This window comes from Burkholderia cepacia complex sp. TUM26381 (assembly GCF_057439935.1).
In genome coordinates, this window is sequence record NZ_CM172007.1 from 2600930 (window position 1) to 2627574 (window position 26645).

The window sequence follows — 26645 nt, forward strand, 5'->3', positions numbered from 1 at the left end:
CGACGGGCCGGACGACGATTCCGCACGAAAATCAGCCCTTGCCCCAACTTCCCGGACAGCCGATACTCGCATATTCCGCGAAATACGATCCCACCGGCTTCAATCCACGGTTATTCCTATGAGCACGATTCTCGAAAGCCTCCCGACCGGCCAGAAGGTCGGTATCGCCTTCTCCGGCGGCCTGGACACCAGCGCTGCGCTGCACTGGATGAAACTGAAGGGCGCCGTCCCGTACGCATACACGGCGAACCTCGGCCAGCCCGACGAAGACGATTACGACGCGATCCCGAAACGCGCGATCGAATACGGCGCAGCCGGCGCCCGCCTGATCGACTGCCGCGCGCAGCTCGTCGCCGAAGGCATCGCAGCGCTGCAAAGCGGCGCGTTCCACATCACGACGGCCGGCGTCACGTACTTCAACACGACGCCGATCGGCCGCGCCGTGACGGGCACGATGCTCGTCGCCGCGATGAAGGAAGACGGCGTCAACATCTGGGGCGACGGCAGCACGTACAAGGGCAACGACATCGAGCGCTTCTACCGCTACGGCCTGCTCGTGAACCCGGATCTGAAGATCTACAAGCCGTGGCTCGACCAGACGTTCATCGACGAGCTCGGCGGCCGTGCCGAAATGTCCGAATTCATGAACCAGGCGGGCTTCGCGTACAAGATGTCGGCCGAGAAGGCATATTCGACCGATTCGAACCTGCTCGGCGCGACGCACGAAGCGAAGGATCTGGAAAGCCTCGAAAGCGGCATCAAGATCGTGAACCCGATCATGGGCGTCGCGTTCTGGCGCGACGACGTGAAGATCGCCGCCGAAGAAGTGACGGTGCGCTTCGAAGCCGGCCAGCCGGTCGCGCTGAACGGCGTCGAGTTCACCGACCCGGTCGAGCTGCTGCTGGAAGCGAACCGCATCGGCGGCCGCCACGGCCTCGGCATGAGCGACCAGATCGAGAACCGCATCATCGAGGCGAAGAGCCGCGGCATCTACGAAGCCCCGGGCCTCGCGCTGCTGTACATCGCATACGAGCGTCTCGTCACCGGCATCCATAACGAAGACACGATCGAGCAGTACCGCGAGAACGGTCGCCGCCTCGGCCGCCTGCTGTACCAGGGCCGCTGGTTCGACCCGCAGGCGATCATGCTGCGCGAAACCGCGCAACGCTGGGTCGCACGCGCGATCACCGGTGAAGTGAAGATCGAACTGCGCCGCGGCAACGACTACTCGATCCTGAGCACGAAGTCGCCGAACCTCACGTACCAGCCGGAACGCCTGTCGATGGAGAAGGTTGCATCGACGTTCTCGCCGCGCGACCGGATCGGCCAGCTGACGATGCGCAACCTTGACATCACCGATACGCGCGACAAGCTGCGCGTGTACTCGCAAGTCGGGCTGCTGACGCCGGGTGAAACGTCGGCGCTGCCGCAGATCAAGGGCGACGACAAGTAAGTCGCTTGACGCCGCTCGCGGGCCGGTCGATTTCCGACACGCCCCGTGAGCGGCCGACTCGATCACCAATCAGACGCTCTGCCCCGGGTTCGCCTGCACCCGTTTGAACGGCAACGGCGCGAGAACGTCCCACGCCCGAGGGACTGCCTTCTCCAGATACCATCGCCAATACAATCGGCGACTTGCATCACCTCCCTTGTCCTCCCACACTGCACTGCCCGAAAGCGCCAGCGCCCCGTAATAACCGACATCCCAATCGTCCGGGCACACGTTTTTTTCGTTTTCGCCGACCGCATCGAAATTCGTGTCGTACAAGATCGTATTGATCGCCGCGAAAACGGTCATGCCGGCATAAACCGGGACAAACGCCGCTTCGCCGTGTTCAAACAGATCGATGACCCGGGTGTGGTACGCGCCGTTGTCTCTTTCCAGACAGACCAGGTCATATTTTCCGGCCAGCGCGTCGGCGCCGTTCGCCAGAATGGTCCGTGCCGCCGTCAGCACGTTCGCGTACGGATTCAGCCAATCGATCGCCTCTTCGGCACACAGCATCGCCAACCGCACGCGGCGCAAGTATCCGGCATCGCCATGTTCGGCAGACGACAACGTCTCGATCAACCGAAGTAGCTCCCTGCGCACGGCAGCCGGAAGCTCCCCGTCAGCCGTAATTGCCGACAGCGACACCGACAACGCATCTGCCAACTCTTGCGGAATATTCGTCATCTATGCAGATTCACAATAAGGAACATAGGGCGCACTTCACTTTCGGGGCACCCGATTTGAACGGCACCCGTGCGAATTCCCGCACCCGGCCCACCCAGCGCGACACGCATCTTACTGACCAAACGCGCGCTGATCCATCGCCGTCACCGGCGCCGTTCGGCACTGCACCGCTGCGCCGGTCGTGGCAAGCTGCGAGTCGTTCGATTTCTTCGTTGGCTCATGACCACCCTGACCGTCATCCACCTGAACGGCCCGATCAACAGCGGCAAGACGACGATCGGCCTCGCACTCGCACGCGTGCTGCCCGATGCGCGCTTCATCGACGGCGACGATCACGATGCCCCTGAAGATGCGCCGTTCGACGTGCAGTGGGCGATCGCGCTCGCACGTCTCGTCACGCAGATCACGGACGCGCGCGAACGCCATCTGGTCATTGCCTATCCGATCGGCGAAGCGGAACACGAACGGCTGCGCGCCGCCTGCGACGCGCGTGATGCGCGGTTGTTCGTCGTCACGCTCGCGCCGCCCGAAGCAATCGCGGCGTCGAATCGCGGCGCGCGCGTGCTGACGGACTGGGAGCGCAACCGGATCGCCGAGATGTATCGCGAAGGCGATGCGTCGCGGCCGTTCAGCCAGATGGTGCTGGATACGTCCGGTGCGACGCCCGAAGCGTGTGCGGCACGCATCGGGCGTCAGCTCGCGGCGACGGCGGCGTAGCGCCTGCGCGCACATCCCGGTGCCGATACGCGGATCGCGCTCGGCGCATCCCGGCATCAAACGGCCTCGACAGCCTTGAAAGGAAAACGTTTACTCCTTCTGATCTTCTTGATAGCATCGGCTCCGATCGGTTGACAAAACCATTCAGAAAGCCGATCGCAAGCATCATAAATTTCAGCTTTCCCGCTTTTTATTCCAGTTTATCCAGCTGTCTTCGAGCCATATCTGCTTTCTGTATTTTGGAGTGCTTTCTACCGGCAGCCGATCGCCCTCGCGGCAATCTCACGCCCAAACAGGAAAACGTTATCCACAACGTGGCGCCCAGCCACGGACCATCAGAGAGAGACACCATGAAGAACAGGATCATCCCGTGCGTCGTCGCCGTTCTGTCCGTTGCGTTCCTTTCCGCCTGCGGCGGTGACGACCCGGCCAGCCCGGCCGCCGCCGCGCGCCAGCAGGCCACCGCGATGGCGCTCAGTCCGTCGAATCCGCCCGGCTCGAACTTCAACCTCGCGCCGTTCACGCTGCAGTTGCCGACCGGCTCGTCCGGCAAGGTCGACACCGTGAGCGGCTCGTCGCTCGCGGGCGGCTACGTGAACCCGACGTATTTCTACACGGACGGCAGCGACGGCTCGATGGTGATGATGGATCCGACGCAGGGCTGGACCACGTCCGGCTCGCTGCATCCGCGCACGGAACTGCGCGAGAACGCGATCTGGCCAAACTCCGGCACCAACCGGCTGAATGCGACGGTGGCCGTCACGCAGGTGCCCGATCACACGACGATCGGCCAGATCTTCCAGGGCACCGGCCCGAGCAAGCCGCTGTGCGAACTGCAATTCACGTCCGGCGGCGTCGTACAGCTGCTGCTCGAAAGCACCAACCAGGGCGGCAAGTCGACGACCACGCCGATCACGACGGTCGGCGTCGGCAAGAAGTTCAGCTACGCGATGAGCCTGAGCGGTACGACGATCACCGTCACCGCGAACGGCACGACCAGGACCTTCACGATGGATTCGAGCTTCGACGGCGAAAGTTTCTACTTCAAGGCGGGCGACTACGACCAGACGGCCGTGTCCGGCACGCCGCTGACGACGCCCGGCACCGTCGTGAAGTTCTATGCGCTGACGCTCACGCACAGCTGAAGGTGAACGCGCGTCCCGACGCATGAAGCCGGGCGGGTACGCAACGCGCACCCGCCCGGCTTTTTGCACACATCCCGCGCTTACGAGTGATGCCGCACGCCCGGCACGACCGCTTCCCGCGCACGCTTGCGGCTCAGCATCAGCGTGACGACCGCCGACACCGCGAGCGTGCCGGCCACCACGTAGAGCCCTGCCGCATACCCGCCCGTCACATGCTTCAGCCAGCCGATCGCGAACGGCCCGACGAACCCGCCGAGATTGCCGATCGAGTTGATCATTGCAATGCCTGCCGCCGCCCCCGCGCCGGACAGGAACGCGCTCGGCATCGCCCACAACGGCGCTTTCGCGGCACTGATCCCGATGTTGACGACGACCAGCGCAAGCACGGTCAGCAGCGCGGTGCTCGCCTGCCCCGCGAACACGAAACCGATGCATGCGAGCACGCACGGAATCACGACGTGCCACGTGCGCTCGCCGGTGCGATCCGAATGCCGCGCCCACACGATCATCGCGACGACGGCGGCGATGCTCGGGATACCGGTCAGCAGGCCCGTCTGCAGCGCGGTGAAGCCGAACTGCTTGACCATCAGCGGCGCCCACAGGCCGAGCGTGTAGAGCCCCGCCGACGTGCCGAAGTAGATCAGCGCGAGCGCCAGCACGCGCGGATCGCGCAGCGCCTGCCACGCGCCAGCCGTGTGCCCGGCGTGCGTATGGCGCGCGTCCGCTTCGGCCTTGAGCTTCGCGATCAGCCAGTCGCGTTCGTCGGCGCGCAGCCACGCGGCCTTCGACGGCGAATCGGTCAGGCACTTCAGCACGACGAAGCCGAGTACGACCGCCGGCAGCGCTTCGACGACGTACAGCATCTGCCAGTCGGCGAGCCCGAACATCGGCGGCATCTGCATGATCGCGCCCGACAGCGGCGAGCCGATCGCGGTCGAGATGGGCGCGGCCGCCATGAACCACGCGGCGGCCACCGCGCGCTGCTTCGCGGGGAACCACAGGCTCAGGTACAGGATGATGCCGGGGAAGAATCCGGCTTCGGCCATGCCGAGCAGGAAGCGCAGCACGTAGAAGCTCGTCGGCCCCGCCGCGAAGGCGGACACGGCCGACACGATCCCCCACGTGATCATCACGCGCGCGATCCAGATGCGCGCGCCGACGCGGTGGAGGATCAGGTTGGACGGCACTTCGAACAGGAAGTAGCCGATGAAGAACAGGCCGCCGCCGAACCCGAACGCGGTCGGCGACAGGCCGATCGCCTTGTTCATCGTCATCGCGGCGAAGCCGACGTTGACGCGATCGAGAAAGCTGACGAAGTAAAGCAGCATCACGAACGGAATGATGCGCCACATCAGTTTCCGCGCGACACGGGTTTCCAGATCCGCTTGCATGTGTCTCCTCCTTCGAGGTCGAGCCGTGCTCTGTCTGTGAATGCTCGCCGGCACCGCGATGACGCGGGCGGCCGGCGCCCGGCTCGCGTCGGATGCGCGAGTCTCGGGCAGGAAAATCCGGGGCGATGAACGGGCGGTGCGCCGATTACCGCTTGACGCTTGCGCGCCGCCCGCCGCCCGCCGCCCGCCGCCCGCCGCGTCGTCAGGCTGCGACCGCCGCGTGCGCAACGCGCTCGCAAACAGCCGCCGTCACCTGCGCGGTCGTCGCGCTGCCGCCGAGATCGCGCGTATGCAGCGACGGGTCGGCCGTCACGGCCTCGATCGCCTGCATCACGCGCGCGGCCGCGGCCGTTTCGCCGAGATGCTCGAGCAGCATCACGACCGACCAGAACGTGCCGACCGGATTCGCGAGCCCCTTGCCCATGATGTCGAATGCGGAGCCGTGGATCGGCTCGAACATCGACGGATAGCGGCGCTCGGGATCGATGTTGCCGGTCGGCGCGATGCCGAGGCTGCCGGCCAGCGCGGCGGCGAGATCGCTGAGGATGTCCGCGTGCAGGTTGGTCGCGACGATCGTGTCGAGCGACGCCGGGCGGTTGACCATGCGCGCGGTCGCCGCATCGACGAGCTCCTTGTCCCACGTCACGTCGGGGAATTCGTGCGCGACCTGCTTCGCGATCTCGTCCCACATCACCATCGCGTGCCGCTGCGCGTTGCTCTTCGTGATCACGGTGAGCAGCTTGCGCGGACGCGACTGCGCGAGCCGGAACGCAAACCGCATGATCCGTTCGACGCCGGCGCGCGTGAGGATCGACACGTCGGTCGCGGCCTCGATCGGATGGCCCTGGTGCACGCGGCCGCCAACGCCCGCGTATTCGCCTTCGGAATTCTCGCGGACGATCACCCAGTTCAGATCGTCCGGCCCGCAGCGCTTCAGCGGCGCATCGATGCCCGGCAGGATGCGCGTCGGGCGCACGTTCGCGTACTGGTCGAAGCCCTGGCAGATCTTCAGGCGCAGCCCCCACAACGTCACGTGGTCGGGTACGTCGGGATCGCCCGCCGAGCCGAACAGGATCGCGTCCTTGCCGCGCAGCGCGTCGAGACCGTCGGCCGGCATCATCGCGCCGTGCTGGCGGTAGTAGTCGGCGCCCCAGTCGAAATCCTCGAACTCGAAGGCAAAGCGGTCGCTGCCGCGGGCCAGCGCTTCCAGCACCTGCTTGCCGGCCGGCACCACTTCCTTGCCGATGCCGTCGCCGGGAATCGTTGCGATACGGTAGGTCTTCATGCGGAGATCCTCGATTGATCGTGAGCGTGAATGCACTTTACCGAACCAGCAGTGTAGAAACCGGGGCTATACTCAAAGCATCTTTAACTTGAATTCATGAATCCCGCCATGGCGGATACCGTCCAGCCGGCCGATCTCGGCTTCTTCTCGACGCTGGCCGCGTCGGGCAGCCTGAGCGCGGCCGCGCGCGAACTCGGGCTGACCGCCGCGGCCGTCAGCAAGCGGCTCACGCAGATGGAGCGGCGCGCGGGCGTCACGCTCGTCAACCGCACGACGCGGCGGATGATGCTGACGCCCGAAGGCGACGTTTATCTCGACTACGCGCGCCGGATCCTCGACCAGATGGACGAACTCGGCGAGCTGCTCGGCAGCGCGAAACAGCGGCCGAAAGGGCTGCTGCGCGTGAATGCGACGCTCGGGTTCGGGCGCAGCCATATCGGCCCCGCGATCTCGCGCTTCGTCGCGCGCTATCCGGAAGTGACGGTGCAATTGCAGCTGTCGGTGATGCCGCCGCCGCTCACCGACGACGCGTTCGACGTGTGCATCCGCTTCGGCGAGCCGCCGGATACGCGCGTCGTCGCGCGGCGGCTTGCGCCGAACCGCCGACTGATGTGCGCGGCGCCCGCGTATCTCGCGCGGCACGGCGTGCCCGGCACGCCGCACGACCTGGCGCGGCACAACTGCATCGGCATCCGGCAAGGCGACGAGGGTTACGGCGTCTGGCGCCTGACGAGCGGACGCGGCGCGGCGCGTCGCACGGAAGCCGTGCGGATCAACGGCAACCTGACAACGAACGACGGCGAGATCGCGGTGAAGTGGGCGCTCGACGGGCACGGGATCCTGATGCGTGCGGAATGGGACCTGCGCGACTATCTCGCCGACGGGCGTCTCGTCGTCGTGCTGCCCGATCACGAAACGCCGAGCGCCGATATCTATGCGGTGTATGCGCAGCGTCACCAGATGTCCACGCGGATTCGCGCGTTCGTCGATTTTCTGGCGGAAGAACTCGGGCGCCTGAAAGGCGCGTGACGCGGCGGCCGCCCTTTCGCGCCGGGCGTGAAAGGCAGGCTCAGTTCACCGCGGCCAGCGCAGCCTGTTCGAGCGGGCCGGCGGTCGTTTCGAACGCCGCGCGCGTACCGTCGCGCCCGGTCGCGCCGCTTTCCGGCGCGTGCGCAACGCGCGCATCCGGCGCCGGCCGCCACCCCACGGCCCCCGCTGCCACCCGCCCCTCGTGCTCGTGCACGGCCTGCACGAAACGCTCGGCGATCCAGTCGACGAACGCGCGCACGCCGGGCGACACATGCGGGCGCTTTACGTAGACAGCCGACACGGCGACCGCATCGGGTTGCCAGCGCGGCAGCACTTCCTGCAGCCGTCCCGCATCGATCAGCGGCTGGGCGGCGACGCGCGTCGGCTGGATCAGCCCGAGGCCGTGCTCGCCGCACGCCAGATACGCCTGTTCGTCATCGACGCTGACGATGCTGTCGAGCCGGACCTTGCGCACGGCATCGTCCACAATGAAATCGAGTTCGGCCGCACGCTGGCCGGTCACCAGCACGCCGCTGACCGCACGGTGTGCCGAGAGCGCGTCGAGCGTGCGCGGAACGCCGAAGCGGTCGAGATACGCGGGGCTCGCGCACGTCACGCGTTCGAGCGTGCCGAGCCGGCGCGCGACGAGCGACGAATCGGGCAGCGCGCCCAGCCGGATGCCGCAGTCGATCGCGTCGGCGTCGCGATCGCCCGCGCGCCCGGCCACGCCCAGCATCAGCACGAGATCGGGATGCCGCGCATGAAATGCGTCGAGCGCCGGCAGCACGATCGCGCCGGCCACCGACGCCGGCACCTCGACGCGCAGCGGCCCGCTCGGATGCCGCGCGGCACCGCGAATGCTGGCTTCGAGTTCGTCGACGTCCGCCGTGATGCTGACGCAGCGCCGGTAATACGCATCGCCTTCGGACGTCGTCCGCAGCGCGCGCGTCGTGCGCACCAGCAGCGGCGTACCGAGCGCCGCTTCGAGTTCCTGCACGGTCCGCGTTGCGGTGGCGCGCGAGATGCCGAGCGCCAGCGCCGCGCGTGTAAAGCTCTTCATTTCGACGATGCGCGTGAAGATGCGCATCGCGCGGATCGGATTGTCCACCGGTCACCCCTGCGTGATTGCGACATGCCGCGGCGCGCGCGTGCGCACCGTGCCTGCGTGTCGATGTCGACGAAAGCCGCGCGAACGGCGCGGCCGCCGGGTCAGGCGTTCGCCGCCGCGATGCTGCGCGCGGGTTCGGCCAGCAGCCGTTGCGCGAGCGCCAGCGCGTCGTCGCGGCTCACCGCCGCGTTCAGCGGGTAACCCCAGACCTTCTCGAACGTGCCCGAGAACGCATCAAGCGCCGCGCGCCGCGCCGCGTCGGGCTCGATCGCGATCATCGCGGGAATCCATTCGCGCGACTGCGCGCGATTGGCCTTGCTCCACTTCGCGAGCTGCTTGCGCATCTCGTGATCGTTGTCGGCGCGATCGTCGCCGGACGGCGCATCGTCGGTCAGAAGAACGAAGCGTTCGCGGCGCGCCAGCAACGCGTCGAGTTCGGCAATCAGGCGAGCGGGATCGGTATGGGTCGCGCCGCTGTAACGCAGCCAGACGAACGGGAACTCAGTCGTGGTGATTTGCATGTCGGCCTCCAGATGAGAATGGTTCTCATTTTATGGATCGACACTCCATGCGTCATTTCTCATCCCGGCCAACTGCTTTCTCAATCCGGCCAACCGTGCACGGGCGCACGGCCCGGCCGCTCAGCGTTGCCGGTCGGTCAGGAATTGCGTCGGCGGCTTGCCGGTCGCCTTGCGGAACATCGTGACGAAGCTGCTCGCGCTCTCGTAACCGAGGTCGATCGCGATCTGGTGCACGCGGCGGCCGGTCGTCAGCATCCGCAGCGACAGCGCGACGTGCAGCCGCCGGCGCCAGTCGCCGAGGCTCATCCCGAGTTCCTTCGTCGCGAGCCGTGTGAGGCTGCGCTCGCTGATGCCCGCGCGCCGTGCGAGTTCGGGCAGCGGCGACTTGTCGGCCGGATCGTCGAGCAGATGATCGATCAGCTTGCGCAGCCGGCGGTCGGCCGGCATCGGCAGGTATAGATCCTCGACCGGCGCCGCGACGAGTTCGTCTAGCAGCGTCGCCACCAGCCGCCCTTGCGGCCCGTCGACGTCGTACAGGTTCGGGAAGCTCGCCGCCTTCAGCAGCAGTTCGCGCAGCAGCGGCGACATGGCCAGCGTGCAGCAGTGCCTCGGCAGGTCGAGCGCCGCATCGGGTTCGACCAGCACCGCGTAGAAAGTCGCGCCGGCCGAGCCGCGCGCCGCATGCGGCACGTCGCCCGGAATCCAGACCGTACATTGCGGCGGCGCGCTCCATACGCCGCCGTCGATCTCGCAATAGATGACGCCGCTCAGCGTGTAGAGCAACTGCGCCTGGCGATGACTGTGCCGCTCCAGCCGCCATTCGGGCTCGACGACCGAGCCGCCGAACACGACGAGCGGACGCGGCACGTGATAGACGTCGGCGTCCGCGGCGGGATCGGTAGTCGGTGGAAGCTCGCGCATGGAACGACAGGAGGTGGAAAAGGACGGACACCGGCACCGCGCGTCCTTTCGTGCTTATACCAGAAAGGCAGCGGCGCAGCCGGGCCGTTCGACGGGGCGTCTGCGGCCGCGCGCCGAACCGAATACAATGCCCCGATCCCCTACCGCTGCGCCACCCCGCCGGAGCCGCCATGTTCGACCTGACCACGCTGACCACCTTCACGGCCGTCGTTCTGGGCCTGTTCCTGATCCCCGGCCCCGCCGTGCTGCTCGTGCTGAGCCGCACCGTGCAGGGCGGGCGCAAGACCGGCATCCTCACCGGCCTCGGCGTCGCGAGCGGCGACTTCGTGCACACGCTGTTCGCGGCCGTCGGGCTGTCCGCGCTGCTGATGACGTCGGCGCTCGCGTTCAACGTCGTGAAGCTGGTCGGCGCCGCGTACCTGATCTATCTCGGCGTGCGCGCGCTGCTGGAGAAGGCGTCCGATCCGTCGCTGCCGCAAGTGTCGCCCGTCACGCCGCTCAAGGCCTACCTGCAGGCCATTCCCGCCGAAGTGCTGAATCCGAAGACCGCGCTGTTCTTCCTCGCGTTCATGCCGCAGTTCGTGCATCCGGAGCGCGGCTCGACGTTCGTGCAGTTCGCGGTGCTCGGGCTGATCTTCGTCGTGCTCAGCTCGCTCTACACGACGCTGATCGCGTGCTCGATCCGCCCGCTCGGCCGCATCGTGAAGCGGCTCACGTGGCTCACGCGCTGGCAGGGCAAGATCATCGGCTCGATCTTCATTGCGCTCGGGCTGCGCGTGGCCGTGCAGCAGCGCTGATACCCGCGGCCGCATGACGCCCGACGGCGAAACCCTCTACACCGATCCGCGCCTCGTCGCGCTCTACGACCTGTTCAACGCGGGCGATCGGGACTTCGCGTTCTATGCCGCCGCGATCGGCGCCGCTCCGCAACGCATCCTCGATCTCGGCTGCGGCACCGGCACGTTCGCGCGCCGGCTCGCGGCGGCCGGCCACGACGTCGTCGCGATCGATCCGGCACCGGCGATGATCGACTACGCACGACGCCAGCCGGGCGCCGGCGCCGTGCGCTGGCTCGCAGCCGGACTCGGCAGCCTGCCGCCCGGCGCGCCGTTCGATACGGTCGTGATGACCGGGCATGCGTTCCAGTGCCTGCTGACCGACGACGACATCGACGCGACGCTGCATGGCGTGCGACGCGTGCTCGTCGACGGCGGCCGCTTCCTGTTCGACACCCGCAATCCGCGCGTCGAGCCGTGGCGTGCGTGGACGCCCGCGCATTCGGCACGCAGTGTCGAATCGCGCGACGTCGGCAGCGTGGTTCTCCATCACGCGGTGCGCGCGATCGACAACGCGATCGTGACGTTCGACACGTGCTACCGCTTCGGCCGCGACGATACGCTGCTGACGAACACGAGCCGGCTGCGCTTCATCGCGCAACCCGAACTGCGGGTACGCGTGGCCGCAGCCGGTTTCGCATCGGCCGACTGGTGCGGCGACTGGCAGCATGCCCCGTTCGACGAAGCGACCAGCGCGGAGATCATCGCGATCTGCCGCGCCTGAGTTGCGCGGGCGTCGGCTGCGTCAGCCCGCGACAGGCAGCGTATCCACCGCATACGTATGCCGGATCGTGCGGCCCAGCACCGGATCTTCCAGCTCGACCTCGAACCGCTCGGCCGGCCGAATGCCGCCGATCGCGGCCAGCGTCCCGCACAGCATCGCCGTGCCATCCTCGAAGCGGCCATCGTGGCGCGCAAACTGCGCGAGCAGATCGTCCGGCGTGCGCATCGCCGTCACCTTGCCTTCCTGATACAACACGCGCTCGCCGTCGATCGTCGCATATGCGCGCAGCACGAGCTGATCCCAGTGGCCGGCCACGTCGTCGAACTTCCACAACGTGTTCGCGCACGGCTTCCCGCACATCTGCTTCGATACGGTGATCCCGTACGTCTCGACCTCGCGGTCGGTATGGTCGGACGCGATGCCGACGAAGGTTTCGCCGCCGTCGCGCACCAGCACGAATTCGGCTTCGCCGCTGCTCTGCCCGCCCGAGACCTGGATCGCAGGCGACGGATCGAGGCGATCGGCCGCGACACGGTAGAACACCGGTGTCGTCGCCGGGCGCTTGACGCCGAGCGCTTCGAGTTCGCGGATATGCTTCTCCATGGCGACCGTGTCACGGCCGGTCCAGCCCGCGATCACGAGCGTGTCGATCGCGATCGCGCGCTCGGTGCGGCCGTCGCGACCGTCGATCGCGAACGTGATGGTTTTCATCGAATGCTCCTGGTGGCGGGCAGCGCACGCGCGACGTGCCGCCGCCCGCCGTGTGTCATTGACCGGCCGGCTTACGCCGGATCGTAGTAGTGGATCTCGAGCAGCACGCAGCCGCCGTTCGACTTGAACGGGCCGTGCCATGCGCCGGGCGGCCGCACCGCGTACGTGTAGCCCTTGAACGGCGTGCCGCCGTTGCCGTGCTCGTCGTTGCCGACGGTCAGGTCGCCTTCGACGAGAAAGACTTCTTCCCAGTAGTCGTGCACGAACGGCTTCTTCGTATGCAGTCCGGCCGGCAGGCGCAGCAGGCGCGTGCGGCTGCCGCGCTTGCGCTCGGTGTCGAGCGCACCGGACAGGATCAGTTCCTGCGCGCCGGATGCCGGGTCATAGCCTTCCGGCAGCCGCCAGTCGCGCTGCATGTCCAGCGTATGAAATTCGTCGTGAAGCTTGTTGATGGCCATCTGTCTCTCCTGAATGCGATAGCGGGTGAAATCGGGCGCGACGGGACGCGTCAGGCAGCGCGCGGCGTCGACAGTTCCTGGCTCAGCGAGTAGCTGCCGAGCATCGAATCGACGAGATGCGACGCGCGCTGCCAGTCGTACGTGCGGTACGCATGGCCCTTGGTGACGAACGATGCGCCGGCGTAGAACAGTTCGTACTGGTTGTGGCGCGACGCGAATTCGGAGCCGACGGCGTCCCATGCGAGCTTGAAGAACTTCACGCGATCCTCCGACGAGCACACCGGCGACTTCTGCGTCTTCTCGATGATGCGCAGCAGGTCGGGGTTCTCGAAATCGCGCACGCTGGACGGCAGCATGATCATGCCGCCACCGGCGAGCTCGCGCAGCGTGTTGAGCACCTTCGAATACAGCTGCTGCGTGACGACCTGCGAGCCGTACAGCATGTTGCGGTCGGGCACGTAGAAGCCGTTGACGACGGTGCCCTTCGCCTCCATCCCGTAGACCCACGCCTCGACCATCGACGCTTCGGCCGCGAGCTGCCCCAGCGTCTCGCGCACCTGCGGGAACGTGTTCGTGCCGTTGACCTCGGAGATCTTCAGGCCGAGCCCGACGAGGAAGCGCAGCTTCGTCATCAGGCGTACCTGGCATTGATAGTTCTGGTACACGTGTGCAGGCGTCGCATGGAACTGCTTCGCGCACATCGCCGTATTGCCCGCGACGAAGATCCGCTCCCACGGCACCTTCACGTCGTCGAAGTACAGCACCGCATCGTTCTCGTCGAAGCGGCTCGACAGCGGGTTGTCGAACACCGACGTCGCGTTTTCCTCGTACGACTTGCGCGACATGATCTTCATGCCCTTCGCGTTCATCGGCACCGCGAACGACAGCGCGTACATCTCGTCGCCTTCGCGCAGCGGCTGGATGCAGCTGCAGAACACCTCGTTCGCCATGATCCCGCTCGTCGCGAGCATCTTCGCGCCGCGCACCGTGATGCCTTCGGCATCCTGATCGACGATGCCGACCGCGAGGTACTTGTCTTCCTGTTCGTGCGCCGGCTTCGACTGGTTCGCCTGCGGATTCACGATCACGTAGGTCAGGAACAGGTCGTTGTCCCGCGCATAGCGGTAGTAGTCGCGCAGCGCACCCGCACGCGCCGGGTCGTATTGCTCGAACACCTCGACGCCCATGACCATGCCCGACAGGCATGACGCGACGTGATCGGGCGAGCGGCCCATGAAGCCGTAATGCAACTCCGACCACGCTTCCAGCGCGGCACGGCGTTCGACGAGTTCGTCATAGGACGTCGGCAGTTGCCAGATCCGGCTGACGCGGTTGCCCGTGTCGGGCGACACGAACGTCATCTTCTCGACGTTCTCGTCGCGTGCCTGGTAGTCGTACAGGCTTGCGTAGCTGCGGATCGAATTGCGGAATGCCGCGTGCGCGGTCACATCGCCGACCGGCTGGCCGTTCAGGTAGACCTGCCGCCCGTCGCGCAACGACGCGATGTGCTGAGTCCCGTTCTTGATCATGATGTCCTCCTGGGTGGAATGAATCGTGGGTCGCGTTCACACGGACGGCGCATGCGCGCCGTCGAGCGTGCGATAGCGGCCGCCGAAGAAGATCAGCGGGCGCCCTTCCGAGCGCACGCGGTGCCGCGTCACGCGGCCGACGAAGATCACGTGGTCGCCGCCGTCGTATTGCGCATAGGGCGCGCATTCGAAGGTCGCGAGCGCATCGGGCAGCAGCACCGCGCCGTCGTCGTCCGCCGCGCCGGCGCGCCAGCCCCACTTGTCGCCGTTCGTCTTCGCGAAGCAGTTCGACAGGTGCTGCTGCGTCTCGTCGAGCACGTTGACCGCGTAACCGTCCGCACCGGCCAGATCGCCGAGGCTCAGGCTGCGGCGGTCGACCGAGAACAGGATCAGCGGCGGGTTCAGCGACACCGAATTGAACGACGCGACCGTGATGCCGACCGGCACCCTCTCTTTGCGCGGTGCAGTAATCACCGCGACGCCCGTCGCGAACATCGACAGCGCGGTGCGAAAGCACCGCTGCTCGTCGGCGCCCGCGCCGGTTCCGGCATGGTTCTCGCTCATCTCTTCCTCCTTGGGTTGCATCGCCGGATTCCGCTGCGGAATCCAGCCCAACAAAGCACCGTTATTTAGCTTTGTTATTTAGCTTTTATTAAATGTAAACACAAAGACGGATTCAAGTTGTCGTAAACCCTGACCTTAAAAGCTTTATTTGAAAGACAACCCTACTGGCGTGATGGATGTTGCGTGGCGCCCGCGAATGTCCACGTACACTGCGCCAACCGTATTCCCCGGCTTTCGCGACCCGCGAGAGACACAGCTTTCCGGAGCCTTTTCGATGCAATCCCGTCCGATCTACATGGACTACAGCGCGACGACGCCCGTCGATCCGCGCGTGGTCGACAAGATGGTGCCGTTCCTGCACGAGCAGTTCGGCAACCCGGCTTCGCGCAGCCACAGCTATGGCTGGGACGCCGAGCAAGCCGTCGAGGAAGCGCGCGCGCACGTTGCCGCGCTGCTCGGCGCCGACCCGCGCGAAATCGTGTGGACGTCCGGCGCTACCGAAGGCAACAACCTGGCGATCAAGGGCGCCGCGCACTTCTACCAGGGCCGCGGCAAACACTTCGTCACGGTGAAGACGGAGCACAAGGCCGTGCTCGATACGTGCCGCGAACTCGAGCGCCAGGGCTTCGACGTCACGTACCTCGACGTGCGGGAGGACGGCCTGGTCGATCTCGATGCGTTGCAGCAGGTGCTGCGCGCCGACACGATCCTGGTATCGGTGATGCTCGCGAACAACGAAACGGGCGTGATCCAGCCGGTGGCCGACATCGGCGCGCTGTGCCGCGCGCGCGGCATCGTGTTCCACTGCGACGCCGTGCAGGCGGCCGGCAAGATTCCGGTGGACGTGAATGCGCTGAATGTCGACCTGCTGACGGTGACCGCGCACAAGGTGTATGGCCCGAAGGGGATCGGCGCGCTGTACGTACGCCGCAAGCCGCGCGTGCGCATCGAAGCGCAGATGCACGGCGGCGGCCACGAGCGCGGCATGCGTTCGGGCACCCTGCCGACGCATCAGATCGTCGGCATGGGCGAAGCGTTTCGGCTTGCGAAGGAAGAGATGGGGGAAGAAAGCCGCCGCGTCGGTGCATTGCGCGACCGGCTGCTCGCCGGCCTGTCGACGCTCGACGAGGTGTACGTGAACGGCGATCTGGCGCACCGGATTCCGCACAACCTGAACGTCAGCTTCAACTTCGTCGAAGGCGAATCGCTGATCATGGGGATCAAGGGCGTCGCGGTGTCGTCAGGTTCCGCGTGTACGTCGGCGTCGCTGGAGCCGTCGTACGTGCTGCGTGCGCTCGGCCGCAGCGACGAACTCGCACACAGCTCGATCCGCTTCACGCTCGGCCGCTTCACGACCGAAGCCGAAGTGGACAGCGTGATTGCTCAGGTGTGCGACACCGTCGGCAAGCTGCGCGCGCTGAGCCCGCTGTGGGACATGCATCTGGAAGGGGTCGATCTCGATACGATCGAGTGGGCCGCGCACTGAGCGAGCGTGCGCCGCGACGTCGCGCCGGCCTGCGGCCGGCGTGCGTCAGCCTTTTTCCTGGCGTGCGATCATGTGCGCGAGGTCGAGCGTCGCGCGATCTCCGTTGGTGACAAGGCGGTCGATCACCGAGCACAGCACCTTGAATTCGGTCTTGGTCACGCCCTCGAACAGCACGTTGTTGATACGCTGCTGGGTCGGCGCCAGCGCCTTCAGCAGCTTCGTACCGGCCGGCGTGACCGTGAGCCGCATCTTGCGCTTGTCGTCCGGGTCCGCGCGCTTGTCGATCAGGCCGAGCTTCTTGAGCTTGCCGGTCTCGATCGTCACGAACGCGCCGCTCAGGTGCAGGTGGTCCGCCAGGCGGTTGACGGTCACGACGTCGTCGTGGGACAGGTGCGCGACCGATACGAGCAACGAATACTGGATGCCGGTGAGCCCGGCAATCGAGCCGAAGCCGTCGCGCACCGACAGCAGGCGGGCCGCGAACGGCAGCAGCCCGTTGATCAGGTGGCGGAATTCCGTGTCCGTGCCGTCGATCAGGCAGGCCGGGTGGGTAATGGTCAGAACGGACTCCTCTTGCTGCTTGGCCATGACGTCGACGCTCCGTGCAGTCATGCGAATTTAGCTTTGAAACGAAATTATACGGCAAAGGCACATGCGCTCCCGGCCGGGCCGCCGCGGACTGCGGCGGCCATTGCCCCGCCGAACTGTAATCGCGTGTAATCGATTCGCGTGCCCATTACGCCTACGCTGCCAGCACCCCTTCACCCGATTCGGATTCTTCCAGGAAGAAGACTATCGACCTGAAAGGGACGCTGGCGCCGCAGGCGCCCTCACTTGGCACATCATTTCTCTTCGGAGCGAATCATGGGACACCGCGAAATTCTGGCCGGCGCACCGGCGACCATCGAGATCGTCACGCTGTTCGACGTCGAGCTGATTCTGCACGACTTCAAACCCGTGGGTAACAAGACGCCTCAGACCGCCATCTGGCTCCCTCACGGGCCCGCCTCGGTGAAGTATGCGTACATGGTTGCACCCGAGGAGTATGTGAAGCCTTCGACGAACGCGACGCCGGACATCTCGATCTACGGCTTGAGCGGCGACACGGTTCGCTGGCGCGGCCTCTCGTTCAGCGGGAACGTCAATCACGCGGGAGCGCTGGTTGCGGTCGAGCCGAACGGCGCCTCCAAAGTCCTCAAGTTCCAGGGCCCGCCGAACGATGTTCCGGGATCCTATCTTGCGTACAACATCGACAAGAAGGAACCCTACGATCTCAAGAATTTCCTGGACAACCGCGTCAGCGCTTCCGTTGTCGGTTACGGTACCGATCAATACATCGTGACCTTCTACGCAATGGAGGTCGACCGCAGGACCGGGGAGATCGATTATGCAAAATCCGGATACTACAAGTGGGATCCGGAAGTGACCTGCCTCGCCTGAAGCGATCTCCGACCGACGCGGGGGCGATGATGCCTCACCAATCGCCCCCGCGGATGAAGCAGCCCCTTTTTTAGCAAGAAGGTCCCCTGCGGCCAGCCGCCCTGACCGGCGGCTGGCCGCAGGCCGCTCGTGCCGGCCGCTCCGACGGCTTGCGAAGTAACGCCGCTAACGCCCGCCGGCCGACGGAACACCCCGGTCGAGCACCTGCCTCACCGCCTCCCAATCCAGCCCGAACCGCGCAAGATACTTGCGCAGGCGGTCCGCATCGTTCGGTTGCCGCTTGCTCTGCCGCGACACCGCAAACAGCGTGCGCCCGGCTTCCGACAGGCTCGCCGACGTGCGGCACACGTCGAGCACGCGTTCGAGCTGCACACGGTCGAACAGGTCGAGTTCCGCCGCACGCGTACCGAACACCGCGTCGACGCACGGTTCCGACCCGCCCGCGCCGCCCGGCGGCGACCACGTGCGCGTCAGCCGCTCGACCTCCTGCTCGGCGAGTTCCTCGGTAATCCGCCCCGCATCGGCCAGCGTCGCCATCCGCGTGACCGAGGCCGACAGTTCTCGGAAGTTGCCGGCCCACGCCGCGCGCGGTGACGCCGCGAACGCGAGATAGCGCCGCTTCGCCTCCACGTTGAATCGCACCTGCTCGCCCTGCTCGCGGCCAAAGCGGTCGAGTTCGAATTCGAGGTTCGGCTCGATGTCCTCGCGGCGCTCGGCCAGCCCTGGCAATTCGTAGGTCCAGAGATTGATCCGCGCATAGAGATCCTCGCGGAACGTGCCGGCCGCCACCATCTGCCGCAGGTCGCGGTGCGTACCTGCAATCAGCTCGAAATCGCTGGTCGCCTCGACGTCCGCGCCGACCGGCAGGAAGCGTTTCTCCTCGATCGCCTTCAGCAGCATGGCCTGCTCGTCGAGCCCGAGCTCGCCGATTTCGTCGAGAAACAGCAGCCCGCCGTCCGCGGCGCGCAGCAGCCCCGCGCGTGCCGACTGCGCGCCCGTGAACGCGCCTTTCACGTGACCGAACAGCGTCGACATCGCCGCGTCGCCGCGCAGCGTCGCGCAATTGATCTCGATGAACGGCCCCGCGAGCCGATGGCGGCCGCGTTTCAGCTCGTACACGCGTTTCGCGAGAAACGACTTGCCGGCGCCCGTCGGCCCGACCAGCAGCATCGGCGCGCGCGAACGCACGGCCACGCGCTCCAGCTGTTCGATCAGCGCATTGAAGCGCGCGTTGCGTGTCGCGATGCCGGCCTTCAGGAACGACACCGTTTCATCGCGCTCGCGCGTGAAACGCTGCGCGATCCGGTTGTAGCGCGACAGGTCGAGATCGATCACCGATATCGTGCCCGGCCCGCTCGGCCCTTCGTCGGTGCGCTGCGGCGGCCCCGTCTGCACGAGGCGCGCGGGCAGGTAGCGCGCTTCCGCCAGCAGGAACCAGCAGATCTGCGCGACGTGCGTGCCGGTCGTGATGTGGATCAGGTAGTCCTCGTGCTCGAGGTCGAACGGATACGCGCGCGCGAAGTCGTGCAGCGTCGCGTAGACCTTCTCGAAATCCCATGGATCGTGGAGCGTGACGGGCGTAAGCCGCACGTCGGTATGCGGCGACAACTGCACGAGATCGTCCCGCACGTGACTGGCGAGACGCACGTACTCCTGCGGATACAGCAGTTCGAGCCGGTCGATCGGCAGGTCGGGATGCTCGCACAGCGAAATCGTCGGCCGCCACTTCGGGTAGCGGCGCGCGGTGCGGTCGCCCTGGTCGAGCACGGTACCGAGGAAACCGATGGCAACGGTCTTTCGCATGCTTATCTCATGGGATAAAAAACGATCAGATTGTATCGGAATTTCATGACGAAGCGAGACGCGAGGCATCGACACCCAACGCAGCCCATCAAATAAAACTCCTTTATTTTCAATGAATTAAAAAATATCCCGAGCGCAAACACAACCGCTGGCACGCTCCTCGCTAAATAGAACACGCCGGATGTCCCGCTGGCCCTCGAGCCAGGGTTCCAAAGCCCTGCTGGTGCGCCGCCGCCGAACCTCGTTCGTCGCGGCAGCGCATGCCGCCATGGACAGATGAAGGCAAAAGGGGCGCGCGCCAGGATGCCTCGTCCGGGTTCGAATCCCGGAGCGCCCATTGTTCGGAAGCTCAGCCAGGTGGAGCAGCCGGCGAAAGCCGGCCGGTGGCGGGTTCGAATCCCGCTCGAACACTGTCCGCAAGGACAGTCTTGTGATGAAAGCAGTACCCGCCGGTGCGGGCCGACAGGCCCGCCGCGCGTCGGACCGGTTGCGGTTCCGCGCGATCGGCCGGGCGGCCGCACGGCCCGCGCGAATGCGCACGACGACGCGATGCAGGATGCGTCACCGTGGGCTTCGACGCCGGCCAGCGCGCCGCCCGCCCGATTGCGTCGCACCCCGATTCGCACGATGCGCGTCACCCGGCGGTCATTGAAAAAAAGGACAAAAATATGTGGAAGCGACATGTAGTGAAAAAGAACGAGCGCGCGCTGCTGATGAGCGAAGGCGATTTCGTCAAGGTGCTGGAACCGGGCGTGTTCAAGGCCTTCGATCCGCTCAAGCGCCTGTCGGTGCAGACCGCGCGTCTCGATGCGCCGCTCGCCGACGCGGCGCTGGCCGACTACCTGCGTCACGACGCACCGGACGTGCTCGCGCAGTACTTCGTCGCGATGGATCTCGCCGACGATGAAGCGGGCCTGCGCTATGAAGACGACGTGCTCGTCGAAATCCTGGCGCCCGGCACGCGCCGGCTGTACTGGCGCGGCCTGGCCGAGCATCGCCTCGAACGCGTCGACCTCGCGCAGCACAGCATGCTGCCGGCCGCGCTCGTGAAGCGCATCGCTCAACCGGCGCTGCGTGCGCGCGGCGTGGCGGGCCTGACGGGCGTGCTGCTGGCGCAGGTGCCGGCGTACCACGTCGGCGTGCTGAAGATCGACGGCAAGATCGAGCGGTTGCTGGACGCGGGTACCTCGGCGTTCTGGCGCTTCAACCGCGACATCGCGGTCGAACTCGTCGACCTGCGCCTGCAGGCGATCGAAGTCGGCGGACAGGAAATCCTGACGCGCGACAAGGTTGCGCTGCGGCTGAACCTGTCGGCGACGTGGTGCTATGCGGACGTGCTGCATGCGTTCGGCCGGCTGCAGAAGCCGGTCGAGCACCTGTATCGCGAGCTGCAGTTCGCGCTGCGGTCGGCGGTCGGCACGCGCTCGCTCGACGAGCTGCTGGAGGACAAGCAGTCGATCGACGAGGTCGTGATCGCGCAGGTGCGCGCCCGTCTCGGCGATTCGGGCGTGGACGTGCGCAGCGTCGGCGTGAAGGATATCGTGCTGCCGGGCGACATGAAGGCGATCCTCGCGCAGGTGGTCGAAGCGGAGAAATCCGCGCAGGCGAACGTGATTCGCCGCCGCGAGGAAACGGCGGCCACGCGTTCGCTGCTGAACACCGCGAAGGTGATGGAAGAAAACCCGACCGCGCTGCGGCTCAAGGAGCTGGAAACGCTCGAGCGCGTCGCGGAACGGATCGACCGCATCTCGGTGTTCGGCGGTCTCGACCAGGTGCTGAACGGACTCGTCAGCATCAAGGGCACGTAATGCAGGACACGGCGCGGCACACGTGTGCCGCGCCGGATAACGGAATGAATGGTGAAGCAAATGAATGACATGGGTTATCAGGTGATGGAACTGGCGGGCGGCAAGCCGGTGAAGATGTGGACGCAGGGTGTCGCCGTCGAGGACGAAGCGCGCGCGCAGCTGCGCAACACCGCGCAGATGCCGTTCGTCTTCAGCCACATCGCGGTGATGCCGGACGTCCACCTCGGCAAGGGTTCGACGATCGGCAGCGTGATTCCGACGAAGGGCGCGATCATCCCGGCCGCAGTCGGCGTCGACATCGGCTGCGGGATGATGGCCGCGCGCACGACGCTGACCGCGTCCGATCTGCCGGACTCGCTCGCGGGGCTGCGCAGCGCGATCGAACGCGCCGTGCCGCACGGCCGTGCGCCGGGCCGCCGCGATCCGGGCGCGTGGGGCGACCGCACGCCGGCCGCCGTGACCGAATCGTGGAAGTCGCTGCAACCGGGCTTCAAGCGGATCGTCGACAAGTATCCGAAGCTGGAAAAGACGAACCACTACGCGCATCTCGGCACGCTCGGCACCGGCAACCATTTCATCGAAGTGTGCGTCGACGAAGCGGACCACGTGTGGTTCATGCTGCACAGCGGCTCGCGCGGCGTCGGCAACGCGATCGGCAGCCTGTTCATCGAACTCGCGCAGGCCGACATGCGTCAGCACATCGCGAACCTGCCGGACCGCAACCTCGCGTATTTCACCGAAGGCAGCCGGCACTTCGACGATTACGTCGAAGCGGTCGGCTGGGCGCAGGACTACGCGCGGCGCAACCGGCAGGCGATGATGGACGCGGTGATTGCCGCGGCACGCGGCGTGATCGCGAAGCCTTTCGCGGTCGACGAGCACGCGGTGAACTGCCACCACAACTACGTGCAGCGCGAACGCCACTTCGGCGAAGACGTGCTCGTGACGCGCAAGGGTGCGGTGTCCGCTCAGAAGGGGCAACTGGGGATCATTCCGGGCTCGATGGGCGCGAAGAGCTTCATCGTGCGCGGGCTCGGCAACCCGGAAAGCTTCTGCTCGTGCAGCCACGGCGCAGGCCGGACGATGAGCCGCACCGAAGCGAAGCGGCGCTTCACGGCCGACGACCAGGCCAGGGCCACGCAGGGTGTCGAATGCCGGAAGGACGCGGGCGTCGTCGACGAAATCCCGATGGCCTACAAGGACATCGACGCGGTGATGGCGGCCCAGCGCAGCCTCGTCGAAGTGGTGCACACGCTGCGCCAGGTGGTGTGCGTGAAGGGATAGCGCGGTGCGGCGTGTCGATGCGCGACACGTTCCCGCGCGATGCCATCGACTGTCGATGAAAAGCAAACGGCGCGGTGCTTTCGGGCATCGCGCCGTTGGTCCATTTGCAGCTGTCGCTGCGCGGCCGGCAACGCGCGTACCCGCACGTTACGGGCCGTCGCATCAAGCGCCGCCCGTTGCAGCGGTATACTTGATGCCGTTCGCGCCGCTGCACTCGACCTGCACCGCTTGCCGACGATGCGCTTGCAGTCCGGCATCTTCCGCCCGCCCTTTCACCGTCGATACGAACCGTCATGCCGCACCGCTTTTCGCTTGCCCTTGTCGTCCTCCTCGCCGCTTCCCCGATCGCCGCACAGGCCCGCCCGCTCGCGCGGCCGCCGATCGAGCGCGATTTCAAGAGCTGGTCGGTCGTCTGCGACAACGGCAATCGCTGCGTGGCCGAGAGCCACACGGACGATATCGACGATGCACGCCCCGCCGTCATCCTGCGCGTGACGCGCGATGCCGGCCCCGATGCGCAACCGTCGCTCGATCTCTACGCGTCGGCGCCGCTGGACCTGCGTACCGCACGCGTTGACGGCCGCCCGTTCGATGCCGCCCCGGCCCAATGGCATGCATTCGGCGACAAGACCGATGACGAAGCGCACCCGCTGCGGATCCGCACGAACGATCCGGCAACGGTGGCCGCCTGGCTTTCTGCATCGCGCAATGCGCAACTGCTGAGCTTCGGCGATCCGGCGTCGGCACACAGCGCGCGTACGCCGTTGTCGGGGTTGAATGCCGCGCTGCTGCTGATCGACGATACGCAGGGCCGCGTCGGCACGGTCACGGCGCTGCTGCGCCCCGGCACCAGGCCTGCGTCGTCGGTGCCGGCCGCGCCCGCATTGCCCCCCGCCGTCACGCCGGCGCCGCCGCCCGCCGCGAACCTGTCGGCGGCAGAACAGCGTCCGCTCGTCGACGCGGTGCTCGCGAAATTCGGCGCCGACGTGAAGCAATGCGCGGCCGATGTCGAAGACGAAATGTCGGCAAGCGATCGCCGCAAGGCATCGACGGCCGTGGCGATCTCCGCCGACGAGGCACTCGTCGCGATCCCGTGCCAGACCAGCAGCATGTATAACCACACCGACCTGTGGTATCGCATCCGCCGCACCGCACCGTACGCGCCGACGGCGATGAACTTCGGCGAAAACGCGAACGCGGGCCTCGATTCGCCGTCGTTCCCGAATGAACTGACCGAGGCCGGCTACGATCCGGCCAGCGCGATGCTGTCGAGCAAGGTCCGGTTGCGCAGTGCCGGCGATTGCGGTTCGACCGCATCGTGGATCTTCGACGGCCGGCGCTTCCTGCTCGACGACATCGCGACACACGGCACCTGCAACGGCCTGTTCCAGGACCAGTGGCCGCGCCTGTATCGCCGCGCCGACGCGGCTGCTAGCGCGCACTGACGCATCAGGTCACGCGCCGACGATCGAGATCGAGAACCCGTCCCAGCCCTTCTGACCGACCGTCTGCACGGCCGTCGTCGTGAGCGCCGGCTCGGCGACGAGGCGCGCGAACCCGTCGCGCACGCCGACCACGTCGGGCTCGCGATTGTCCGGATCGGCCACGCGCCCGCGCCGCACGACGTTGTCGACGACGATCACCGTGCCGGGCCGCGACAGCTTCAGCGCAGCGTCGAGATAGATCGCGTTGTTGTCCTTGTCCGCATCGATGAAGATGAAATCGAACGGCGCCTCACCGGCGTCGACGAGCCGCGCAAGGCTGTCCTTCGCGCTGCCGACCACCACCGACACGACGTCCGCGAACCCGGCGCGCGCAATGTTCTGCGTCGCAACCTTCGCATGGCCGGGATTCAGTTCGAGCGTCACGAGCGAGCCGCCGGGCGGCAATGCGCGCGCGAGCCAGATCGTGCTGTAGCCGCCGAGCGTGCCGACCTCGAGGATGCGGCGCGCGCCGCGGATCGTCGCGAGCAACTGCAGCAGCTTGCCCTGGTTCGGCGCGACGTTGATCGCGGGCAGCCCGGCCGCGTCGCTTGCCGCCAGCGCCGCGTCGAGCGCGTCGTCGGACGGCACGAGCGTCGCGGAAAAATACGCATCCACCTGATTCCACTGATCCTGATCCATCGCGCACCTTTCGTCTGCGGAAAAACGCATTCTATGCGCCGCGCCTCCATAAGCAACAAACCATTCGTTCTAAGGACAGCAGCGCGCGTGCTCCTATAATCGCCGGACGGCAGGACCCCTCGACCTTCACAACAACAAACGGAGCACCCATGACCGATCAGGCCAATTCGAACTGGCGTCTCGAAACCATCGCCGTGCACGGCGGCTATCGTCCCGACCCGACCACGCGCGCGGTCGCCGTTCCGATCTACCAGACCGTTGCGTACGCATTCGACGATACGCAGCACGGCGCCGACCTGTTCGACCTGAAGGTCCAGGGCAACATCTACACGCGGATCATGAACCCGACGACGGACGTGCTCGAGCAGCGGATCGCCGCACTCGAGGGCGGCATCGGCGCGCTCGCGCTTGCCTCGGGCCAATCCGCCGTCACGTACGCGATCCAGACGATCGCCGAAGCCGGCGACAACATCGTGTCCGCGAGTTCGCTGTACGGCGGCACCTACAACCTGTTCGCGCATACGCTGCCGCAATACGGGATCACCACGCGCTTCGCCGATCCACGCGACCCCGCGTCGTTCGAACCGCTGATCGATGCACGCACGAAGGCGATCTTCGCGGAATCGGTCGGCAACCCGCTCGGCAACGTCACCGACATCGCCGCGCTCGCGGAAGTCGCGCATCGCCACGGCATCCCGCTGATCGTCGACAACACGGTGCCGTCGCCCTACCTGCTGCGCCCGTTCGAGCACGGCGCGGACATCGTCGTGCACTCGCTGACGAAGTATCTCGGCGGGCACGGCACGAGCCTCGGCGGCGCGATCGTCGATTCGGGCAAATTCCCGTGGGCCGAACACGCGGACCGCTTCAAGCGGCTGAACGAGCCGGACGTCAGCTATCACGGCGTCGTCTATACGGAAGCGTTCGGGCCGGCCGCGTATATCGGCCGCGCGCGCGTGGTGCCGCTGCGCAACATGGGCGCGGCGATCTCGCCGTTCAACGCGTTCCAGATCCTGCAGGGCATCGAGACGCTGGCGCTGCGCGTCGAACGGATCAGCGACAACGCGCTGAAGATCGCGCAGCATCTCGCGCGCCACGAGCACGTTGAATGGGTGAACTACGCGGGCCTGCCCGACCATCCCGACCATCCGCTCGTCGCACGCTACCTGTCGGGCCGCGCGCCGGGCATCCTGACGTTCGGCGTGAAGGGCGGCCGCGACGGCGGGGCGAAGTTCCAGGACGCGCTGATGCTGTTCACGCGGCTCGTCAACATTGGCGATACGAAGTCGCTCGCGACGCACCCGGCATCGACGACGCACCGTCAGCTGTCGCCAGCCGAGCTCGCAAAAGCCGGCGTGAAGGAGGAAACGGTACGGCTGTCGATCGGCATCGAGCATATCGACGACCTGCTCGCCGATCTCGACCAGGCGCTCGCGCAGCTTTGACCGGAACGGACGCGCCGGCTCGCCGGCGCGTCCCGCATCAAACATCTTGACCTTGAAGCGGCTTCAAGGTGTTCAATCCCCGGTTGATGCCGGGGCGACGCCCGGCGCGTACGATCGTGCAACGCAGCCTGCGCTGCGGCA

At 66.5% G+C, this 26645-nt stretch carries 25 protein-coding genes and 1 tRNA gene; 13 read left to right on the plus strand and 13 right to left on the minus strand.

Annotated elements, in window-relative coordinates:
* Positions 1-118 precede the first annotated feature (118 nt).
* On the plus strand, positions 119-1453 hold the full coding sequence (argG, locus tag ACWMMN_RS28335; protein WP_031399031.1) for an argininosuccinate synthase: 1335 nt from the start codon (positions 119-121) through the stop codon (positions 1451-1453).
* Between the two features lie 69 nt (positions 1454-1522).
* On the opposite strand, the gene ACWMMN_RS28340 is transcribed toward argG, so the two are convergent.
* Positions 1523-2176: an Imm5 family immunity protein gene (locus ACWMMN_RS28340; protein ID WP_486423445.1), complete on the minus strand. Its 654-nt coding sequence runs from the start codon at positions 2174-2176 to the stop codon at positions 1523-1525.
* A gap of 219 nt (positions 2177-2395) precedes the next feature.
* Between ACWMMN_RS28340 and ACWMMN_RS28345 the strand changes: the two genes are divergently transcribed.
* The gene (locus tag ACWMMN_RS28345) at positions 2396-2893 is read left to right on the plus strand and encodes a shikimate kinase (RefSeq protein WP_486423446.1); all 498 of its coding nucleotides are present in this window, start codon (positions 2396-2398) and stop codon (positions 2891-2893) included.
* Positions 2894-3243: 350 nt separating this feature from the next.
* Entirely contained in the window at positions 3244-4038 is a 795-nt protein-coding gene (locus tag ACWMMN_RS28350; protein WP_486423447.1) for a polysaccharide lyase family 7 protein, read from the plus strand.
* Between the two features lie 80 nt (positions 4039-4118).
* On the opposite strand, the gene ACWMMN_RS28355 is transcribed toward ACWMMN_RS28350, so the two are convergent.
* Both ACWMMN_RS28355 and ACWMMN_RS28360 read right to left on the minus strand, forming a co-directional pair.
* The gene (locus ACWMMN_RS28355) at positions 4119-5429 is read right to left on the minus strand and encodes an MFS transporter (protein ID WP_059237459.1); all 1311 of its coding nucleotides are present in this window, start codon (positions 5427-5429) and stop codon (positions 4119-4121) included.
* A 202-nt stretch (positions 5430-5631) separates the two neighbouring features.
* Positions 5632-6714 carry a tartrate dehydrogenase gene (locus tag ACWMMN_RS28360; RefSeq protein WP_486423448.1) on the minus strand — a complete coding sequence of 361 codons (1083 nt, stop codon included), beginning with the start codon at positions 6712-6714 and terminating at the stop codon, positions 5632-5634.
* Positions 6715-6822: 108 nt separating this feature from the next.
* Here ACWMMN_RS28360 and ACWMMN_RS28365 point away from each other — a divergent pair, with 108 nt between their 5' ends.
* The gene (locus ACWMMN_RS28365; RefSeq protein ID WP_486423449.1) at positions 6823-7743 is read left to right on the plus strand and encodes a LysR substrate-binding domain-containing protein; all 921 of its coding nucleotides are present in this window, start codon (positions 6823-6825) and stop codon (positions 7741-7743) included.
* A gap of 40 nt (positions 7744-7783) precedes the next feature.
* Here the strand turns inward: ACWMMN_RS28365 and ACWMMN_RS28370 are convergent, their stop codons facing one another.
* The 3 genes from ACWMMN_RS28370 to ACWMMN_RS28380 form a co-directional block, all read right to left on the minus strand.
* Complete coding sequence (locus tag ACWMMN_RS28370) at positions 7784-8851, minus strand: LysR family transcriptional regulator (RefSeq protein ID WP_486423450.1); 1068 nt, start codon at positions 8849-8851, stop codon at positions 7784-7786.
* Between the two features lie 101 nt (positions 8852-8952).
* Complete coding sequence (locus ACWMMN_RS28375) at positions 8953-9372, minus strand: ATP--cob(I)alamin adenosyltransferase (RefSeq protein WP_486423451.1); 420 nt, start codon at positions 9370-9372, stop codon at positions 8953-8955.
* Positions 9373-9492: 120 nt separating this feature from the next.
* The gene (locus tag ACWMMN_RS28380) at positions 9493-10293 is read right to left on the minus strand and encodes an AraC family transcriptional regulator (RefSeq protein ID WP_059237463.1); all 801 of its coding nucleotides are present in this window, start codon (positions 10291-10293) and stop codon (positions 9493-9495) included.
* A 170-nt stretch (positions 10294-10463) separates the two neighbouring features.
* Here ACWMMN_RS28380 and ACWMMN_RS28385 point away from each other — a divergent pair, with 170 nt between their 5' ends.
* Together ACWMMN_RS28385 and ACWMMN_RS28390 are read left to right on the plus strand one after the other, a co-directional pair.
* The gene (locus tag ACWMMN_RS28385) at positions 10464-11090 is read left to right on the plus strand and encodes a LysE family translocator (protein WP_059237464.1); all 627 of its coding nucleotides are present in this window, start codon (positions 10464-10466) and stop codon (positions 11088-11090) included.
* Positions 11091-11103: 13 nt separating this feature from the next.
* On the plus strand, positions 11104-11853 hold the full coding sequence (locus ACWMMN_RS28390) for a class I SAM-dependent methyltransferase (RefSeq protein ID WP_486423452.1): 750 nt from the start codon (positions 11104-11106) through the stop codon (positions 11851-11853).
* A 21-nt stretch (positions 11854-11874) separates the two neighbouring features.
* Here ACWMMN_RS28390 and ACWMMN_RS28395 read toward each other — a convergent pair whose 3' ends face one another.
* The 4 genes from ACWMMN_RS28395 to ACWMMN_RS28410 form a co-directional block, all read right to left on the minus strand.
* The gene (locus tag ACWMMN_RS28395) at positions 11875-12564 is read right to left on the minus strand and encodes a DUF2848 domain-containing protein (RefSeq protein ID WP_059237466.1); all 690 of its coding nucleotides are present in this window, start codon (positions 12562-12564) and stop codon (positions 11875-11877) included.
* A 71-nt stretch (positions 12565-12635) separates the two neighbouring features.
* Positions 12636-13022: a hypothetical protein gene (locus ACWMMN_RS28400; RefSeq protein ID WP_011356002.1), complete on the minus strand. Its 387-nt coding sequence runs from the start codon at positions 13020-13022 to the stop codon at positions 12636-12638.
* A gap of 50 nt (positions 13023-13072) precedes the next feature.
* Positions 13073-14551, minus strand: a complete 1479-nt coding sequence (locus tag ACWMMN_RS28405) for a 4-hydroxyphenylacetate 3-hydroxylase family protein (protein WP_059237467.1) — start codon at positions 14549-14551, stop codon at positions 13073-13075.
* Between the two features lie 36 nt (positions 14552-14587).
* The gene (locus tag ACWMMN_RS28410; protein ID WP_059240788.1) at positions 14588-15115 is read right to left on the minus strand and encodes a flavin reductase family protein; all 528 of its coding nucleotides are present in this window, start codon (positions 15113-15115) and stop codon (positions 14588-14590) included.
* A 274-nt stretch (positions 15116-15389) separates the two neighbouring features.
* Here ACWMMN_RS28410 and ACWMMN_RS28415 point away from each other — a divergent pair, with 274 nt between their 5' ends.
* Positions 15390-16601, plus strand: coding sequence for an IscS subfamily cysteine desulfurase (locus ACWMMN_RS28415; RefSeq protein WP_059237468.1), 1212 nt, complete (start codon positions 15390-15392; stop codon positions 16599-16601).
* Positions 16602-16646: 45 nt separating this feature from the next.
* On the opposite strand, the gene ACWMMN_RS28420 is transcribed toward ACWMMN_RS28415, so the two are convergent.
* Positions 16647-17189 carry a MarR family winged helix-turn-helix transcriptional regulator gene (locus ACWMMN_RS28420; RefSeq protein ID WP_059240789.1) on the minus strand — a complete coding sequence of 181 codons (543 nt, stop codon included), beginning with the start codon at positions 17187-17189 and terminating at the stop codon, positions 16647-16649.
* Between the two features lie 276 nt (positions 17190-17465).
* Between ACWMMN_RS28420 and ACWMMN_RS28425 the strand changes: the two genes are divergently transcribed.
* Entirely contained in the window at positions 17466-18041 is a 576-nt protein-coding gene (locus ACWMMN_RS28425; RefSeq protein WP_059237469.1) for an AidA/PixA family protein, read from the plus strand.
* Between the two features lie 165 nt (positions 18042-18206).
* On the opposite strand, the gene rtcR is transcribed toward ACWMMN_RS28425, so the two are convergent.
* The gene (rtcR, locus tag ACWMMN_RS28430) at positions 18207-19844 is read right to left on the minus strand and encodes an RNA repair transcriptional activator RtcR (RefSeq protein ID WP_486423453.1); all 1638 of its coding nucleotides are present in this window, start codon (positions 19842-19844) and stop codon (positions 18207-18209) included.
* Between the two features lie 338 nt (positions 19845-20182).
* Between rtcR and ACWMMN_RS28435 the strand changes: the two genes are divergently transcribed.
* The 4 genes from ACWMMN_RS28435 (at position 20183) to ACWMMN_RS28450 (ending at position 24381) form a co-directional block, all read left to right on the plus strand.
* A tRNA-Phe gene (locus ACWMMN_RS28435) sits at positions 20183-20255 on the plus strand.
* A gap of 257 nt (positions 20256-20512) precedes the next feature.
* Entirely contained in the window at positions 20513-21652 is a 1140-nt protein-coding gene (locus tag ACWMMN_RS28440; protein WP_059240790.1) for a slipin family protein, read from the plus strand.
* A 60-nt stretch (positions 21653-21712) separates the two neighbouring features.
* Entirely contained in the window at positions 21713-22936 is a 1224-nt protein-coding gene (locus tag ACWMMN_RS28445) for an RtcB family protein (RefSeq protein ID WP_256087270.1), read from the plus strand.
* A 293-nt stretch (positions 22937-23229) separates the two neighbouring features.
* Positions 23230-24381 (plus strand): DUF1176 domain-containing protein, encoded by a 1152-nt coding sequence (locus tag ACWMMN_RS28450; RefSeq protein ID WP_486423454.1) that lies wholly within the window; start codon positions 23230-23232, stop codon positions 24379-24381.
* Between the two features lie 9 nt (positions 24382-24390).
* Here ACWMMN_RS28450 and ACWMMN_RS28455 read toward each other — a convergent pair whose 3' ends face one another.
* A complete protein-coding gene (locus ACWMMN_RS28455; RefSeq protein ID WP_059237472.1) occupies positions 24391-25059 on the minus strand; it encodes an O-methyltransferase in 669 nt (222 codons plus the stop codon).
* 149 nt (positions 25060-25208) lie between these two features.
* Between ACWMMN_RS28455 and ACWMMN_RS28460 the strand changes: the two genes are divergently transcribed.
* On the plus strand, positions 25209-26504 hold the full coding sequence (locus tag ACWMMN_RS28460; protein ID WP_059237473.1) for an O-acetylhomoserine aminocarboxypropyltransferase/cysteine synthase family protein: 1296 nt from the start codon (positions 25209-25211) through the stop codon (positions 26502-26504).
* The last annotated feature ends 141 nt before the right edge of the window (positions 26505-26645 follow it).